The organism is Paenibacillus sp. FSL P4-0176 (assembly GCF_037975265.1).
GTDB classification, from domain to species: domain Bacteria; phylum Bacillota; class Bacilli; order Paenibacillales; family Paenibacillaceae; genus Paenibacillus; species Paenibacillus amylolyticus.
Genome location: NZ_CP150242.1, coordinates 5,077,430 through 5,093,727, shown reverse-complemented (window position 1 = coordinate 5,093,727; position 16,298 = coordinate 5,077,430). Strand labels below are relative to the sequence as shown.

The following is a 16,298-nucleotide window of genomic DNA, read 5'->3' as shown; positions in this document are numbered from 1 at the left end:
CAAGGGGTGGCCTCCTGATGAAACAGACGCGACCAGCACCAGATATTTGGTTGCTGATTTGTATTTTGGCATTGCTTGCCATCGGCATTATTATGGTATATAGTGCGGGCTCGGTGCTTGCCTTTCATGACTATGGCGATTCATTTTATTTTGTAAAAAGACAGGCCCTGTTTGCGGTGCTTGGGCTTGTAGCCATGTTCGTAACTGCTAATGTAGACTACCGGGTGTGGAGGAAATATGCCAAGCCTATATTGATTGCCTGTTTTATTATGCTCATTGCGGTGCTCATTCCAGGAATTGGTGTGGTTCGCGGTGGTGCACGAAGTTGGCTGGGCATTGGTTCGTTCGGTATTCAGCCCTCAGAATTCATGAAGCTGGGCATGATTCTGTTTCTCGCTCACTGGCTGAGCAAGGAACCGGGTAAAATCAAAACCTTCACAACGGGGCTTCTGCCACCGCTGGGATTGATCGGTTTGGCTTTTGGGATTATTATGCTGCAACCTGATTTGGGGACTGGCACCGTGATGATGGGCGCATCGATGCTTATTATTTTCACAGCCGGAGCGCGAATGAAACATCTGAGCTTGCTTGCTCTTGGCGGCGTAGCCGGGTTTGCAGCTTTGATTGCAGCAGCACCCTATCGGCTGCAGCGTATCACAGCGTTTTTGGACCCGTGGTCCGATCCGCTGGGTGCCGGATATCAGATCATTCAATCCTTATACGCAATTGGTCCTGGTGGACTGGCGGGATTGGGACTGGGTATGAGCCGGCAGAAGTACAGTTATGTACCTGAACCGCAAACGGACTTTATTTTTAGTATTTTGGCCGAAGAACTCGGCTTTATAGGTGGAATGATTGTATTATTGTTGTTTCTGGTGCTGGTGTGGAGAGGGATGCGTGTAGCCATGACCATTCCGGATGCCTTCGGCAGTCTGCTTGGTGTTGGTATCGTAGGTATGGTCGCCGTACAGGTCATTATTAACATTGGTGTTGTCATTGGCATGATGCCTGTTACGGGCATTACATTGCCTCTGATCAGTTACGGCGGGTCATCATTGACCCTCATGCTCACAGCACTGGGCATTTTAGTGAATTTATCCCGTTATGCGAGGTGACTATGCGATGCGAGTCGTTCTAAGCGGTGGCGGTACGGGTGGACATATCTATCCGGCCGTTGCCATAGCAAGACAATGCGAGGCGGAGAATCCGGACTCGACATTTCTATACATCGGAGGAACCAGAGGGCTGGAAAGTAAGCTGGTTCCCCAAGAAAATATTCCTTTTAAATCCATTGATATTACGGGCTTTCGACGGAAATTGTCCATCGAAAACCTGAAGACGGTCATGCGTTTCATTCAAGGAGTACGCAAGTCCAAAAAAATGCTGAAGGAATTCAAACCGGATGTTGTGATTGGTACAGGTGGATATGTGTGTGGACCTGTGGTATATGCAGCAACAAAACTGGGGATTCCGAGTATAATTCATGAACAGAACGCCATCCCTGGTCTGACGAACAAATTTTTGATGCGTTATGTGGACACGGTTGCCGTTAGCTTTGAAGGTTCTGAAAAATCGTTTTCCGGCGCAAAAAAGGTGATCTACACTGGTAATCCGCGAGCGACTACGGTAGCCCAAGCTAGCCGTGATCGTGGTTTTGCCACGTTAGGTGTACCGATGAACAGCCGTGTTGTTCTTGTGGTTGGTGGCAGTCGCGGGGCAAAAGCAATCAATCAGGCCATGGTGGACATGGCTCCATTGCTGGAACAACTGGATGATGTACATGTCGTTTACGTTACAGGGGATACCTATTTTGATGAAACGCGTGAAGCCATTCGCAGCTCATTGGGTACGATGCCAAACCACCTGCATGTCCTGCCTTACGTGCATAATATGCCTGAGGTGCTTGCCTGCACATCCTTGATTGTAAACCGCGCAGGTGCATCATTCCTTGCGGAGATTACATCACTGGGTATTCCTTCGATCCTGATTCCGTCACCTAACGTGACTAATAATCATCAGGAAGCCAATGCACGCACGCTTGAAGGTGGAGGCGCATCACTCACGATGCTGGAGAAGGATCTTACAGGCAAAGTCCTGTATGAAGCCATCGCCAAGATTATGAATGATGAATCGGGACGTAAACGAATGGCTGAAGCCTCCCGAAAACTGGGGAAACCCGATGCAGCTGAAGTGCTTGTTCATGAAATTCAGCGTCTTGCTGCACACCGATAAAGTGTGATTGTGGGCGATTGTCACACACGAGACGGGGCTGACATAAGATACCGTATAAATCGTGACCATCGTTCCATGGCGCCAGAACACGGTCTGTAACAACAGAACATACCGTGCTCATCGGTTTTGAAGCAAAGGAGGAAGCAAACATGCATCAGTGGATATCGTTACTATCCCAGAATAATGTTGGCAGAGTTCTTGAAAACGAATGGCTAGCCAAATACACCACATGGAAGATCGGCGGTCCTGCGGATGCACTGGTCATTCCGGAGAATAAAGAGCAGATGATGAATCTCGTTCAATTGCTTCACACGTATCAGATTCCGTGGATGCAACTAGGACGGGGCTCAAACATGCTGGTGTCAGACAAAGGAATACGTGGTGTTGTGGTGAAACCAGGCGAGGGCTTTGATTATGCCGAATTTCACGAAGGCGGTGTAACCGCCGGAGCGGCGCATTCTTTTGTTAAACTCAGTGTGGTTGCTGCCAAAAAGGAATGGACCGGTCTGGAATTCGGCAGCGGTATCCCCGGCACTGTCGGTGGAGCCGTATACATGAATGCAGGCGCGCATGGATCGGATGTGTCACGGATATTCAAATTCGCTGAGATTGTACTGGAGACAGGGGAATTGGTACGTTACAGCAAGGAGGACATGGATTTTGCCTACCGCCACTCTGTTCTGCATGATCGGAGAGGCATCGTGCTGGAAGCTACGTTTGAACTCCAGCATGGAGAGCGCAACGTCATTTCGGAAACGATGGCGGCTTACAAAGATCGCCGACGCCGCACACAGCCACTGCAGATGGCATGTGCAGGTAGTGTATTCCGAAATCCACCGGGTGATCATGCAGCCCGCCTGATTGAAGCAGCAGGGCTGAAAGGAATGACCCAGGGAGGCGCACAGGTATCCACCATGCATGCCAATTTCATTGTTAATACAGGCCAAGCAACAGCAGAGGACGTTATCACCCTAATGCAGCAGATACAGAGCACTATATCATCTCAAAACGGTATTAACCTGGTACCGGAAGTCTTCGTAGTGGGTGAGCGGTAAACCCCGGAGGTGATACATTGGACAAATTGGTGATTGAAGGCGGGAAACCCCTCTCAGGATCCATACGCATCCATGGAGCAAAAAATGCCGCTTTACCGATTATGGCCGCAAGTTTGTTGGCAGATGGAGAAGTTACACTGCATAACGTTCCACACTTGCTGGACATTGAAGTGATGCTGTATATCCTGGAACGGCTTGGATGCACGTGTCGGCATGAACAGGGAACAGTGACGATTAATACCTCGTCTATCCGGTCATATGATGTGCCAGAAGATCTAATGAAGCAGATGCGCTCTTCCATTTTTTTGATGGGACCATTGCTGGCTAAGTTTGGGCAAGTGTCAGTGTATCAGCCAGGCGGCTGTGCCATTGGAGAACGCAAAATTGATCTTCACCTCCGGGGCCTGGAAGCGCTCGGAGCTTTGATTGAAGAGCAGGACCAACAGATTATCTGTCATGGGCACAATCTGGTGGGTACAGATATTCATTTGGATTTCCCGAGTGTGGGAGCGACGGAGAATATCATGATGGCAGCCGTTATGGCTAAAGGGACGACAACCATCTGCAACGCCGCAAGAGAACCTGAAATCCAGGACCTGCAACACTTTTTGAATGCTATGGGTGCAAGCATTATTGGTGCAGGAACGGATACAATCACGATCAATGGCGTTGAGAAACTGAAACCTTGTTCCTATGAGATTATACCGGATCGAATCGTTGCCGGAACCGTGATGATTGCAGCAGCAGCAACACGAGGCAATGTTACGCTTACACACTGCAATCCTGCTCATCTTACTTCACTTATACATGTATTGAAGCGCACTGGTGTTCAAATCACAGTCTGCAATGATATAATGACGGTGAGCTGTATGAGCCGTCCCAAATCAGTAGACCGTATTGTGACTTCTCCGTATCCTTCGTTTCCGACAGATTTGCAATCGCAAATCATGGTGCTGCTCAGTTTGGCAGACGGATTCAGTGTGATGAAGGAAACGGTATTCGAGGGCCGGTTCAAACATGTGGATGAACTGAATGTGATGGGGGCTGATATTTCAGTCGATCTGAACGCAGCATTTATCCGTGGTGTTCCCCGTCTGTACGGGGCTACAGTAGAAGCAACCGATCTTCGTGCAGGTGCAGCTCTGGTCATTGCTGGTCTGGCTGCTCAAGGCAAAACGGTTGTGGAGCAAGTGCATCATATTGACCGGGGCTACGATCAGATCGAGAAGTTATTCCAAAGTCTTGGAGCATCGGTTGAGCGACAGTCGCCCGTTTCGAAACAGTTGGATTTTGCCAATTAACGTCCTTGGAGTCCCCTTCTTGAAGGGAGGGGACCTGAGGCTTTGTGGAGCGCTACTTATGCCTAAAAGTCAAATTCCGGTTCTGAAGAAGAATCGGCCAAAAGGAAACACAAGCCGCAAAATTGTAATTATTCTCTTATTATTATTTATTGTATTGCTGGCTGTATTATTCTTTCGTTCTTCCATGAGTCGGATTTCGGCAATTGAAATTACGGGTAATGTATATACAGCAACTTCAGAACTGCTGGAGAAAAGCGGGCTGAAAGAAGGCGAACAATTTTTTGGGACAAGTACTGCCGAGGTTATTGAGCGTCTCAAGACCATCAAGGCGATTTCCACCGTTACCGTGGACAAAAAGTTTCCGGGGATTATCCATATCAAGGTTCAGGAATATGCCACGGTTGCTTATGAGCTTGGTTCTGACGGTACGCTAAAAGCGATATTAGCCAGTGGGACAAGCTTGACGGTTCCGGCAACAATTGGTGTTGCTGTGGAGAAGCCCATATTGACCCAATGGAAGGCTGATGATCCACTCAAAGCCAAACTGAGCCAGACACTGGCTAAAATTCCGAATGAATTGACGACGGATATTTCGGAAATTATTCCGAATCCAACGCCTTCATTTCCGGATCAGATTCGGATGTATACCAAATCGCAGTTTGAAGTGATTACAACCGTCTCTCTTTTATCGGATAAAGTGGAGTATCTGAATCAGGTGATTGAGACCGAACGGCCTGGGAAAATCACCATGCTTGAGGCAGATACCTATGTCCCTTTCATCCCGGATGACCCGGAAGATGATGCTGAACCAGGAGCAAGCCCCTGATCTTTGCCATGATGAGGCTGGACTGAATATGAAAGCCTAGGCAGGTCGGGGTTTGACCCCGTCAGAGCAATGAAACTTGTTCTTTCTGAGATGAAGAAAAAATGATACACTTGAACTTATGGCACATGAGTTGCCTCCTTCTTTTTTCTTCAATGTTTTATGTCTGGCAACCAGATTTTGACACCCAAAAACATTGTAGAAAAAAGAGGGAAAGCCTGAAGTGTGTTGAATATGTTTTAAGAGTGTTTAAATTCGAACGTAATTTACTATTGGAGTCAGGAGGTGCCACAGACTTGAGCAACAATGACATCATTGTTAGTTTGGACATCGGTACATCCAAAATTCGCGCTATTATTGGGGAAATGAATAATGGAACCTTTAATATTATAGGAGTTGGATCTGCCGACTCGGAGGGAATTCGCAAAGGTGTAATCGTAGATATCGATCAGACGGTGCAGTCGATTCGCAACGCAGTGGATCATGCAGAACGTATGGTAGGTATTCAAATATCCGAAGTGTATGTTGGAATCTCGGGAAATCATATCGGACTGATGAGCAGTCACGGCGTCGTGGCTGTGTCTAACGAGGATCGTGAAATCGGAGAAGAAGACATGGAACGGGTGTTGAAAGCAGCCGAAGTCATTGCAGTTCCGCCGGAACGGGAAATTATTGATGTTGTCGCCAAGCAATATGTTGTGGATGGCTTGGAGGGCATACAGGACCCCCGTGGTATGATTGGTGTTCGTCTGGAAGTTGAAGCAACGATCATAACGGGTGCAAAAACCGCGATACATAATCTTTTGCGCTGCGTGGAAAAAGCGGGTCTGAAAGTAAGCGATCTGGTTCTCATGTCGCTTGGAGCGGGTCAACTGGCTTTGTCCAAAGATGAAAAAACGATGGGTTCAGTGCTTGTTGATATTGGAGCAGGTGCAACAACCATCGCCATTTTTGAAGAAGACAGTCTTGTTGCAACATCAACGTTGCCTATAGGTGGGGAATTCGTAACAAATGATATCGCCTATGGCTTACGCACGTTAACGGATCAGGCGGAGAAGGTGAAACTGAAATATGGCTGTGCCTGGTTGGATGATGCTGCTGCGGATGTGATGTTCAAAGTCACCCGAATTGGCAGTAATGTAGACAAGGAGTTTTCACAGGAGGATCTGGCAGCAATTATTGAACCTAGGGTTCAAGAAATATTCCAGATGATATCCCAAGAAGTGAAGCGTCTTGGTTACAACGAGCTTCCTGGAGGTTATATACTAACGGGAGGTACGGTCTCTATGCCGGGGGTTCTGCAGGTCGCTCAGCATGAGCTTGCTGCTTCGGTACGAGTTGCAGTTCCGGATTATATTGGTGTGCGTGACCCCGGGTTTACAAGCGGAGTCGGCATATTGCACAGTGTAATTCGCAGTTTGCGCATTCGTCCCTCGATCAATAACGGCGGTGGAAATAACAATAACAATAATAACAACAAGAAACCGACCAACCGTCCGAAGCCAAATACGGCACAGGAATCGGAGCAAAAACCCGGTCTGTTCGAGCGGCTGAAGAATATGTTCAGCGAATTTATATAACAGGTTGGATCCATTTCATACATTCTTGAAGCCGTCTGAATGCGCCGGTACTAAAATAAACGCTTTCGTTCGTCGATATATGAAATTGATTCGGTTCAAATCAAAAATTGGACGGGCCATCCATGCACATTGAGGGGGAGATGGAATAATATGTTGGAATTTGATTTCGAGATGGAGAGCTTGGCTCAAATTAAAGTCATCGGTGTAGGCGGCGGCGGAAGCAATGCAGTCAACCGTATGATTGAAAATGGTGTACAAGGTGTTGAATTTATTACGGTGAATACGGATGCTCAGGCGTTACACCTGGCGAAATCCGAGCATAAATTGCAAATCGGTGATAAATTGACTCGTGGTCTTGGTGCTGGCGCCAACCCGGATGTAGGTAAAAAAGCAGCGGAAGAGTCCCGCGATCTGATCATGAACACGTTGAAAGGTGCAGACATGGTATTTGTTACAGCCGGTATGGGCGGTGGTACAGGTACAGGTGCGGCTCCGGTTATTGCCGAAATCGCTAAAGAGTGTGGTGCACTTACCGTTGGTGTCGTAACTCGTCCATTTACATTTGAAGGACGCAAGCGTTCCAGCCATGCAGAGCAAGGTATTGAAGCTCTCAAGGAAAAAGTCGACACACTGATCGTGATTCCTAATGATCGTTTGCTCGAAATCGTAGACAAAAAGACTCCTATGCTTGAAGCATTCCGTCAAGCGGATAACGTACTTCGTCAAGCTGTACAAGGTATCTCTGATTTGATCGCTGTACCGGGTCTAATCAACCTTGACTTTGCTGACGTCAAAACGATTATGCACGAACGTGGTTCAGCCCTTATGGGGATTGGTGAATCAACTGGTGAGAATCGTGCCGCAGAAGCAGCACGGAAAGCCATTATGAGTCCTTTGCTGGAAACTTCTATTGAAGGTGCTCGCGGCGTAATCATGAATATTACGGGTGGCGTTAATCTGTCCCTGTATGAAGTGAACGAAGCGGCAGAGATCGTAACTTCTGCTTCCGACCCGGAAGTGAATATGATCTTTGGTGCCATCATTGACGAAGACCTGAAAGAGGAGATTAAGGTTACGGTTATTGCAACCGGTTTTGAAGATAAACCTGCTCCACCACCACCAGGACGTAAGCCAGCTCCAGCAACAGCGGAGACGACGGATACACGTTCGCCGAACCTGCGTCCTTTCGGAAATCAGCCGAGCAATGATCAGCTGGACATTCCGACATTTTTACGCAATCGTTCACGCAATAATAACAACGATTAATACGCAAATCAATTTATTGGAAACCCGGTACTCCTTATGGAGCGACCGGGTTTTTTCTGTTTATTTAGATATCATAGCATACAGCAATGAACAAATTCTGAACAAAGGGCCTGAGCAATTCCGACAAAAAAAGTTGGAACCACACCCCCATGATTAGACAGACTTTGAACAGGGGGCTCCGTATACTTGTGAATATGCTCATGAATATCAGGATATCGGGTACCGGTATTTCGATATGTTGCGCGCAGGCAGGTGAAGACTTTGGTTGTTTATGTGGATCTAATTTTTTTGACAAACCTGTGTATTGACGGTGCACTCATCGGAATGACCGCCTGGATGCGCAAGACAAAGCTGGTTTGGTGGCGATGGTTGCTGTCAGCCATTGTGGGTGCATTATACGTGGTCATGATGTTTGTACCGGAGTTTGATTTTATGTTCACCTTTCTGATCAAGTTCGGGTTTTCGCTGGTCATGCTTACGATTGCTTTTGGTTTTAAAGGTCTGCAGGCTTTTGCGAGGACGCTAGGTACCTTCTATGTGATTAATTTTGTCGCTGCCGGAGGTATTCTGGGTGTGCATTACATGCTTCAGAGCTCCGGTGAGTTGTTTAACGGCATTTGGTTCACGGCTTCTGGCGGTATGTCATTTGATCTGAAAATTGCTTTCTGGTTCACGTTTATCGTATTTTTTTCTGTCCTGTTTTTATTCAAAGCTGTGCAGAGCTCAAAACGGAAAACGGATCGCATGACGACCTATTTGGGTAAAGTTGAGGTCTGCATCGATGAGGTAGTCATTTCTTGTACAGGCCTTCTGGATACGGGCAATCAACTTACAGATCCCTTATCGCGCATGCCGGTCATGGTGATGGAGGTTTCGTTATGGCAAGACATGTTACCCGCTTCATGGAAGGGTAGACTCAAGGACGAGGCGCCGGACAACCTTATTCTGGAGCTTGATCAGGAAAGTTTTCAGTGGCAGGATCGACTGCGGCTGGTGCCTTATCGGGGCATTAACAAAGGGACTGCGTTTATGCTGGCAATGAAGCCGGACCGGGTGAAGGTGACGATGGAGGAAACATGTTATGAGACGACAAGGGTACTTATTGGGCTGGATGGAGGTGTTTTGTCGTCGGATGGGAAATACCAGGCCGTGATTCATCCTGAACTTGTGCAAGACGCTGCTTCTGCGCAGTCTACGGCTCTCTCTGCGGGAGCAACAGAAAAGCCGCTGAATGTGGTATAGGAGGAACGTACATGCTTGTGAAATGGAAACTGGTGGTGCAGCTGCAATATTACCGTCTGTTATTTTTATTGGGACTCAAAAGCGAAGAGATCTATTATATTGGGGGAAGTGAGGCACTTCCGCCGCCTTTGACAAGGGAAGAGGAGGAATTTTTGCTGCAAAAATTATCCTCGGGAGACTCGGCCATTCGCGCGATGCTCATTGAGCGCAACCTGCGTCTGGTGGTGTACATTGCACGAAAGTTTGAAAACACAGGAATCAATATTGAGGATTTGGTCTCCATTGGAGCGATCGGATTGATCAAGGCAGTTAATACATTTGACCCGGAAAAGAAAATCAAACTGGCAACCTATGCTTCACGTTGTATCGAAAATGAAATTTTGATGTACCTGAGACGTAATAGTAAGATCCGAACTGAAGTTTCTTTTGATGAACCGCTCAACATTGATTGGGATGGAAATGAACTATTATTATCCGATGTATTGGGTACAGAAAACGATACAATCTATCGGAATATTGAAGAGCAGGTAGACCGGAAACTTTTGCACAAGGCACTGGAGAAATTAACGGAGCGCGAGCGAATGATTATGGAGCTTCGTTTTGGCCTGACGGATGGGGAAGAAAAGACACAAAAAGATGTAGCCGATCTCCTCGGAATCTCCCAATCCTACATCTCTCGACTCGAAAAAAGAATCATTAAAAGACTTCGCAAGGAGTTCAATAAAATGGTCTGAAATACATCATTGGTCAGAATGGGTATTACTGGCAAGGGTGCCAAGTACGAATAAAAAAGCCTGCCCCGGAGATAATGTACATTAATGTTTCTCCTTGGGAGGTAAATCACGATGACCCGAAACAAAGTCGAGATTTGTGGCGTGGACACCGCAAAATTGCCTGTCCTCACCAACACTGAAATGCGGGAATTGTTTCATTCCCTTCAGCAACACCATGATCGCTCAGCAAGAGAGAAATTAGTGAATGGCAACCTGCGTCTGGTACTCAGTGTCATTCAGCGTTTTAACAATCGGGGGGAGTTTGTCGATGATCTGTTCCAGGTTGGTTGCATCGGCCTGATGAAAGCCATTGATAATTTTGATTTATCCCAGAATGTCAAATTTTCAACCTACGCGGTGCCGATGATTATCGGTGAAATCCGTCGATACCTGCGTGATAATAACCCAATTCGGGTATCTCGCTCCTTGAGGGACATTGCTTATAAAGCACTTCAGGTCCGTGACAGCCTGACGAATAAAAACTCCCGGGAACCGACGATATTCGAAATTGCGGAAGTGCTGAATGTGCCGAAGGAGGATGTTGTTTTTGCATTGGACGCCATTCAGGACCCGGTCTCGCTCTTCGAACCGATTTATCATGATGGTGGAGATCCGATCTATGTTATGGATCAGATCAGCGATGACAGAAACAAAGATGTGTCATGGATCGAGGAAATTGCACTTCGTGAAGCGATGCATCGTCTTGGTCAGCGGGAAAAAATGATTCTATCGATGCGGTTTTTCGAAGGGAAAACCCAGATGGAAGTGGCTGATGAAATTGGCATTTCCCAGGCTCAGGTATCACGTCTGGAGAAATCAGCGATACAGCAGATGCAAAAACATGTAAAGTCATAACACGATGCAAAGGCAGAAGGACGATCAATCGGGGCAGTGTATACCGTTGGTCGTCTTTTTGTTTTGGACCGTTTCCACATTCGATGAAAAACAGGACATTTTTCGCCCCTGAAACATATATTGTATAGAAGCGTGAAGAACGGGCAGAAGAGGAATAACAGGGGGCGGGAATGAATGAAAGTAAATACGAGCGAAGTAGCGGCACGAGGCATGAAAATCTCGGACTTTCAGACAAAGGATGTCATTAACATTACGGATGGTAAACGCCTCGGTCAGATCAGTGATTTGGAGTTAGATCTGAAGCAGGGACGAATTGAAGCGATTGTTGTGCCAGGGTACAGCCGTTTTATGGGTCTTTTTGGCGGGGGAACGGATCTGGTGATTCCCTGGAGAAACATTGTGAAGATTGGTTCAGATGTGATACTGGTGAAGATGGATGAGGTGAAGGAAAATACGTATGACGAGCGTGATCGCGAAGCGCGCCTGTATGATGAACAGCAGCATAACCGTACAGAGCGAGTGGAACGCATTGAACGGTCGGAACGTAATCAGCGTCGAACGATATAAATGAGACAGAATGTGGCTCATTTGGTACACTGGAAGTGGTGAGGTGAGATAATGGAACCCTTTGTATTGGATAAAGAATTACTTGAACGGACCAAAAAACCAAATCCAGATTTCGGTCCTGATCCGTTATTATTATATGTTGAGCCCTGGACACAACAATTTGAACAGTTGTCAGTCGGGTTTACAACGAGGCATGGTGGAGTTGGAAAAGTTCCGTATGCTACGCTCAATTGTGCTTATCATGTGGGGGATGACCCTGAAGTTGTACTTAACAACCGCAGGCTTGTAACCGAGAAGCTTGGCTTTGCAGCAGAAGCATGGACCTGTGGAGAGCAGGTGCATGGCAAACATGTGGCTGTAATTACCGCTGAAGATCGGAGCAGAGGATTACTTGATCGTCAATCTGCGTTGCAGGATACGGATGGCTTGGTCACGAATGCGCCTGGTGTGCTGTTGACTTCTTTCTACGCAGACTGTGTTCCGCTTTATTTCTATGACCCTGTGCAGCAGGCGGTAGGTCTTGCTCATGCCGGCTGGAAAGGTACAGTCGCGGGTATCGCTGTATCCATGGTGGAGACGATGGAACGGGAGTATGGCAGCCGTAGGCAGGACATTCGAGCTGCAATCGGTCCGTCGATCGGGGATTGCTGTTATGAAGTGGATGAGGCGGTCATGCAGCATGTACGGGTTTGGTTTGATGATTCCCCGGTTAATGATAAATACGAGGATTCTGCTTCTAAACAAGCATATCGAGCCGTGAATAACGGTAAAACGATGTTAAACTTGAAAGAATGTAATCGACACATTATGATGAAAGCAGGAATAATGCCGGATCATATCGAATGTACAACATGGTGTACAAGTTGTTATCCCGAACTATTTTTCTCCTATCGGAAGGAAAATGGTGTTACGGGGCGGATGGCGAGCTGGATTGGGCTGGAAGAGAGGTGACCCTCTGTGTCATTGGAGGAGCGTATTCAACAGGTAAATCAGAAGATCGAGGACGCATGTCGGCGCAGTAACCGTCATCGTGATGATGTGAATGTGATTGCGGTCACGAAATATGTCTCACTTGAAACAACGGGATCGGTGCTGGATCATGGTCTTGAGCATATTGGAGAAAACCGGTGGCAGGATGCACAGGCCAAATGGGAAGCTTTTGGTCAGCAGGGTACCTGGCACTTTATCGGTCATTTGCAGACAAACAAGGTGAAAGACGTGATTGGCAAGTTTCGTTACATACATTCACTGGATCGTTTGTCATTGGCGAAGGAGTTGGATAAAAAAGCAGCTTCACTTGGCATCCAAGTGGAAACGTTTTTGCAGGTGAATATTTCGGGTGAAGAGAGCAAGTATGGCTTACAGCCTGAACAGGCAAGTTCTTTTTTGCGTGATATTCGTTCGTTCAACAATCTCAAGGTCGTTGGCCTGATGACCATGGCACCTCATGAGGAAGATCCGGAGCTGACGCGTCCCGTATTTCGTGGATTGCGTGAGCTGAGAGATCAACTGAATGGACAAGCCCTTACAGCAGAACCATTGACTGAACTGTCGATGGGGATGTCCAATGATTTTGAAGTGGCCATTGAAGAAGGTGCAACCTGGGTACGGCTAGGATCGATTCTCGTAGGAAAAGAGGAGGGTTCACGATGGGCGTAATGAATAAATTTATGAATTTCCTCGGACTTCAGGAAGAGGAAGAGATTGTGGAACGTGAACGAATGGCTGCGCAGGAGGAAAATGAGGCTGAACATCAGGAAGCTGAAACCTCCAGTCTCGATAAACGTAGAAACCAAAGGGGGAATAATGTGGTGAGCATTCATTCCCAGAAAAATGTTAAAGTTGTCCTGTATGAACCGCGTTCTTATGACGAGGCTCAGGAAATTGCCGACCATCTGCGTTCGCATCGTACCGTTGTGGTGAACTTGCAACGAATTCGCCAGGACCAAGCGCTGCGCGTTATTGATTTTTTGAGTGGCACGGTATATGCATTGGGTGGCGGTATTTCCAAAATCGGCGGAAACATTTTTCTCTGTACGCCAGATACGGTTGAAATTCAGGGATCAATTACGGAAATACTGGCTGACAGCGAGCAAGATTATAACAGAATGAGGTGAGCCGTTTTTGGAGTCGTTAGTTAATATTTTGGGTTTTGCATATCAAATTTACTTTTACATGGTCATCGTCTACATATTGATGTCATGGCTTCCCAACGCACGGGAAAGCTTTATCGGTGAATGGCTGGGCAAATTAGTGGAACCATATCTAAGTCCGTTTCGCCGATTTATACCGCCTTTGTTCGGTGTGCTGGATATTTCCCCGATTGTGGCGTTGCTTGTTCTTCGACTTGCGCTTGTTGGGTTGATCTCTATACTTGGATATTTTGCATAATAGGGTAGGGTGACATAGATGAGCGGTGAAATTTACGAACATTTTAGCCATGATGAGCGGGATTTTGTAGATAAGGCTTCGGATTGGGTTGAGCAGGCGGGTAAGTATCATGACATGAAGCTAACTGACTTTCTTGATCCAAGACAGGTTTTTATATTACAGACTCTTGCCAATCGCCGTAACGACGTTCAGATTCGTCTGGATGGTGGTTACGAGGCTGCTGAACGCAAGCGTGCGCTGGTTGCACCTGATTATATGTATCTGGATGATGAGGATATGGGTATGCAGGTGCTCAGTATTACGTCTGATGATCAGAAAATCTCGGAGCTGGAGCATGGGGACTATATGGGTTCCCTGCTCGGGCTTGGGATGAAACGTGGAAAGATCGGGGATATCCAAGTGCTGGAGGACGGTTGCCATACAGTGGTGGCGGCGGAAACCGGCGCTTTTTTATCGCTTCAACTGAATCAGGTGCATCGGTTACATGTGTTCACAGAGTTACTTCCTTTGGATCAGATGCGATGGTCAGAGAGTAAACTGGAGACGATGGACATTACGGTCGCTTCGCTTCGTTTGGATGGAATCTGCGCAGATGTGTATCGGCTTAGTCGCAGTAAAGTGCTGGCTCCGATCAAAGCTGGTCGCTGCCGTGTGAACTGGAAAGTTGAGGAAGATCCCTCCAAATCGCTAAAAGCGGGTGATGTCGTATCCATTCAGGGATTTGGCCGCTTCAAGGTTATGGAACAGGATGGGATGACCAAAAAAGGGCGTTGCCGAGTGAAAATCGGCAAATTTGCCTGAGTCTGTTGCAGGAAAATCCGCTTTCTTGTCGAAATGTTTATCATAAAGGTGTAGAAAATACGCGGTGTATCCGATAAACATTAAGTCAAAGCTTTACATGAACGTTGGAGGATGCAATTCTGATCCTGCATTCCGTATACGTTGCCAAGGTTAGGCATCAACGATACGGCCCCTTGGGTGGTACCCATATGCTGCAAACCTTCTCTGGACGGGAAGGAACTTTAACAGGAGGTGGACAGCATGCCATTAACGCCGCTGGACATACACAACAAGGAATTTTCCCGACGTTTGCGCGGGTATGACGAGGATGAAGTCAATGAATTCCTGGATCAAGTCATCAAAGATTACGAAGGCGTCATTCGCGAGAACAAAGAGCTGAGCAATCAGTTGCTGTCCGTTCAGGAGAAACTGGATCATTTTTCTACAATTGAAGAGACGCTTAGCAAAACGATTATCATTGCGCAGGAAGCTGCTGATGATGTGAAGGGTAATGCGAAGAAAGAAGCGCAGTTGATCGTGAAGGAAGCAGAGAAAAATGCAGACCGGATCGTGAACGAATCGTTGGGCAAATCTCGCAAAATTGCTTTGGAAGTGGAAGAACTGAAAAAGCAGGCCTCGATTTATCGTGCCCGTTTCCGCACGCTTGTTGAAGCGCAGCTTGAACTGTTGACTCAGGATGGTTGGGAAGTGCTGGAGAGCCGGGAGCAGGAAGTGCGTGACCGTGAGCGGGAGATGAAAGAAATTTATTAGTCTGTCGCCTGGTTGACTTTTGTCTGCAAAGAGGCTATAACTATATTCATAATGAATAGTGATTCCATGACGGGTTCAGTACGTTATGATCTCATCCCTCAGAGAGTTGGTGGTTGGTGCAAACCAATGGATGAGTTATAGCCGAATATCTCCCCGGAGAAGTGACGCTGAAGCGGTGATTATGATTGCCGTGTGTAAGCCGAACCGTAAGCCGTACGTTATAACGGCACCCTGCAGTAGTTTAGCGGGGCATAAGCGCTGTTGATGACAGAGCATACCCAGGTTTGCCTGGATGTGGTTTGTGATGAACAGAATTAGGGTGGTAACGCGAGTATAGCCTCGTCCCTTTCCAGGGACGGGGCTTTTTTGTGTCCAAAAAAGGCGAACGTCCATGAGGCCCGAAGGGACCTCAAGGAGAGAGCCGCTCGCCGGGAAAGCGAAGCACCCGGCACACGGATTCGCTAAGGCGAACGTTCGTGAGGCCCGAAGGGACCTCAGGGAGAGAGCCGCCCGCCCGGGAAAGCAAAGCGCCCGGCACACGGGTTTCGCTAAGGCGAACGTCCATGAGGCCCGAAGGGACCTCAAGGAGAGAGCCGCCCGCCCGGGAAAGCAAAGCGCCCGGCAACACCCGCCTCGCGGTAAGGCCATGCGGCGTTCGCGCA

The 16,298-nt window shown here is 47.5% G+C and carries 17 protein-coding genes and 1 other annotated feature; all 17 genes read left to right on the top strand.

Annotation, left to right across the window (positions count from 1 at the left end):
• The first annotated feature begins 17 nt into the window (after positions 1-17).
• The 17 genes from spoVE (at position 18) to MKY95_RS23735 (ending at position 15,636) form a co-directional block, all read left to right on the top strand.
• Positions 18-1,115, top strand: a complete 1,098-nt coding sequence (gene spoVE / locus MKY95_RS23815) for a stage V sporulation protein E (RefSeq protein WP_036614875.1) — start codon at positions 18-20, stop codon at positions 1,113-1,115.
• Positions 1,116-1,122: 7 nt separating this feature from the next.
• Positions 1,123-2,232 (top strand): undecaprenyldiphospho-muramoylpentapeptide beta-N-acetylglucosaminyltransferase, encoded by a 1,110-nt coding sequence (murG, locus tag MKY95_RS23810; RefSeq protein WP_036614872.1) that lies wholly within the window; start codon positions 1,123-1,125, stop codon positions 2,230-2,232.
• Positions 2,233-2,381: 149 nt separating this feature from the next.
• Positions 2,382-3,287 carry a UDP-N-acetylmuramate dehydrogenase gene (gene murB / locus MKY95_RS23805; RefSeq protein WP_036614869.1) on the top strand — a complete coding sequence of 302 codons (906 nt, stop codon included), beginning with the start codon at positions 2,382-2,384 and terminating at the stop codon, positions 3,285-3,287.
• A 17-nt stretch (positions 3,288-3,304) separates the two neighbouring features.
• Positions 3,305-4,588, top strand: a complete 1,284-nt coding sequence (murA, locus tag MKY95_RS23800) for a UDP-N-acetylglucosamine 1-carboxyvinyltransferase (RefSeq protein ID WP_036614867.1) — start codon at positions 3,305-3,307, stop codon at positions 4,586-4,588.
• Between the two features lie 58 nt (positions 4,589-4,646).
• Positions 4,647-5,414, top strand: a complete 768-nt coding sequence (locus MKY95_RS23795) for an FtsQ-type POTRA domain-containing protein (RefSeq protein WP_036614865.1) — start codon at positions 4,647-4,649, stop codon at positions 5,412-5,414.
• Positions 5,415-5,707: 293 nt separating this feature from the next.
• A complete protein-coding gene (ftsA, locus tag MKY95_RS23790; RefSeq protein ID WP_036614863.1) occupies positions 5,708-6,991 on the top strand; it encodes a cell division protein FtsA in 1,284 nt (427 codons plus the stop codon).
• A gap of 150 nt (positions 6,992-7,141) precedes the next feature.
• Positions 7,142-8,257: a cell division protein FtsZ gene (gene ftsZ, locus MKY95_RS23785; protein ID WP_017687306.1), complete on the top strand. Its 1,116-nt coding sequence runs from the start codon at positions 7,142-7,144 to the stop codon at positions 8,255-8,257.
• Between the two features lie 261 nt (positions 8,258-8,518).
• Positions 8,519-9,499, top strand: coding sequence for a sigma-E processing peptidase SpoIIGA (spoIIGA, locus tag MKY95_RS23780; RefSeq protein ID WP_036614861.1), 981 nt, complete (start codon positions 8,519-8,521; stop codon positions 9,497-9,499).
• Between the two features lie 11 nt (positions 9,500-9,510).
• Positions 9,511-10,233: an RNA polymerase sporulation sigma factor SigE gene (gene sigE, locus MKY95_RS23775; RefSeq protein ID WP_036614858.1), complete on the top strand. Its 723-nt coding sequence runs from the start codon at positions 9,511-9,513 to the stop codon at positions 10,231-10,233.
• Positions 10,234-10,344: 111 nt separating this feature from the next.
• Positions 10,345-11,127, top strand: a complete 783-nt coding sequence (sigG, locus tag MKY95_RS23770) for an RNA polymerase sporulation sigma factor SigG (protein WP_017687309.1) — start codon at positions 10,345-10,347, stop codon at positions 11,125-11,127.
• Positions 11,128-11,301: 174 nt separating this feature from the next.
• Positions 11,302-11,694, top strand: coding sequence for a YlmC/YmxH family sporulation protein (locus MKY95_RS23765; protein ID WP_017687310.1), 393 nt, complete (start codon positions 11,302-11,304; stop codon positions 11,692-11,694).
• A gap of 51 nt (positions 11,695-11,745) precedes the next feature.
• On the top strand, positions 11,746-12,645 hold the full coding sequence (gene pgeF / locus MKY95_RS23760) for a peptidoglycan editing factor PgeF (protein WP_036614856.1): 900 nt from the start codon (positions 11,746-11,748) through the stop codon (positions 12,643-12,645).
• A 6-nt stretch (positions 12,646-12,651) separates the two neighbouring features.
• Entirely contained in the window at positions 12,652-13,353 is a 702-nt protein-coding gene (locus MKY95_RS23755; protein ID WP_036614854.1) for a YggS family pyridoxal phosphate-dependent enzyme, read from the top strand.
• Entirely contained in the window at positions 13,344-13,811 is a 468-nt protein-coding gene (locus MKY95_RS23750) for a cell division protein SepF (protein ID WP_036614853.1), read from the top strand. The genes MKY95_RS23755 and MKY95_RS23750 overlap by 10 nt, the downstream gene beginning before the upstream one ends.
• A 7-nt stretch (positions 13,812-13,818) precedes the next feature.
• Positions 13,819-14,085, top strand: a complete 267-nt coding sequence (locus MKY95_RS23745) for a YggT family protein (protein WP_036614851.1) — start codon at positions 13,819-13,821, stop codon at positions 14,083-14,085.
• An 18-nt stretch (positions 14,086-14,103) separates the two neighbouring features.
• Positions 14,104-14,886 carry a YlmH/Sll1252 family protein gene (locus MKY95_RS23740; RefSeq protein WP_036614847.1) on the top strand — a complete coding sequence of 261 codons (783 nt, stop codon included), beginning with the start codon at positions 14,104-14,106 and terminating at the stop codon, positions 14,884-14,886.
• 240 nt (positions 14,887-15,126) lie between these two features.
• Positions 15,127-15,636: a DivIVA domain-containing protein gene (locus MKY95_RS23735; protein ID WP_017687316.1), complete on the top strand. Its 510-nt coding sequence runs from the start codon at positions 15,127-15,129 to the stop codon at positions 15,634-15,636.
• A 57-nt stretch (positions 15,637-15,693) separates the two neighbouring features.
• Positions 15,694-15,986 (top strand) — a binding site (T-box leader).
• The last annotated feature ends 312 nt before the right edge of the window (positions 15,987-16,298 follow it).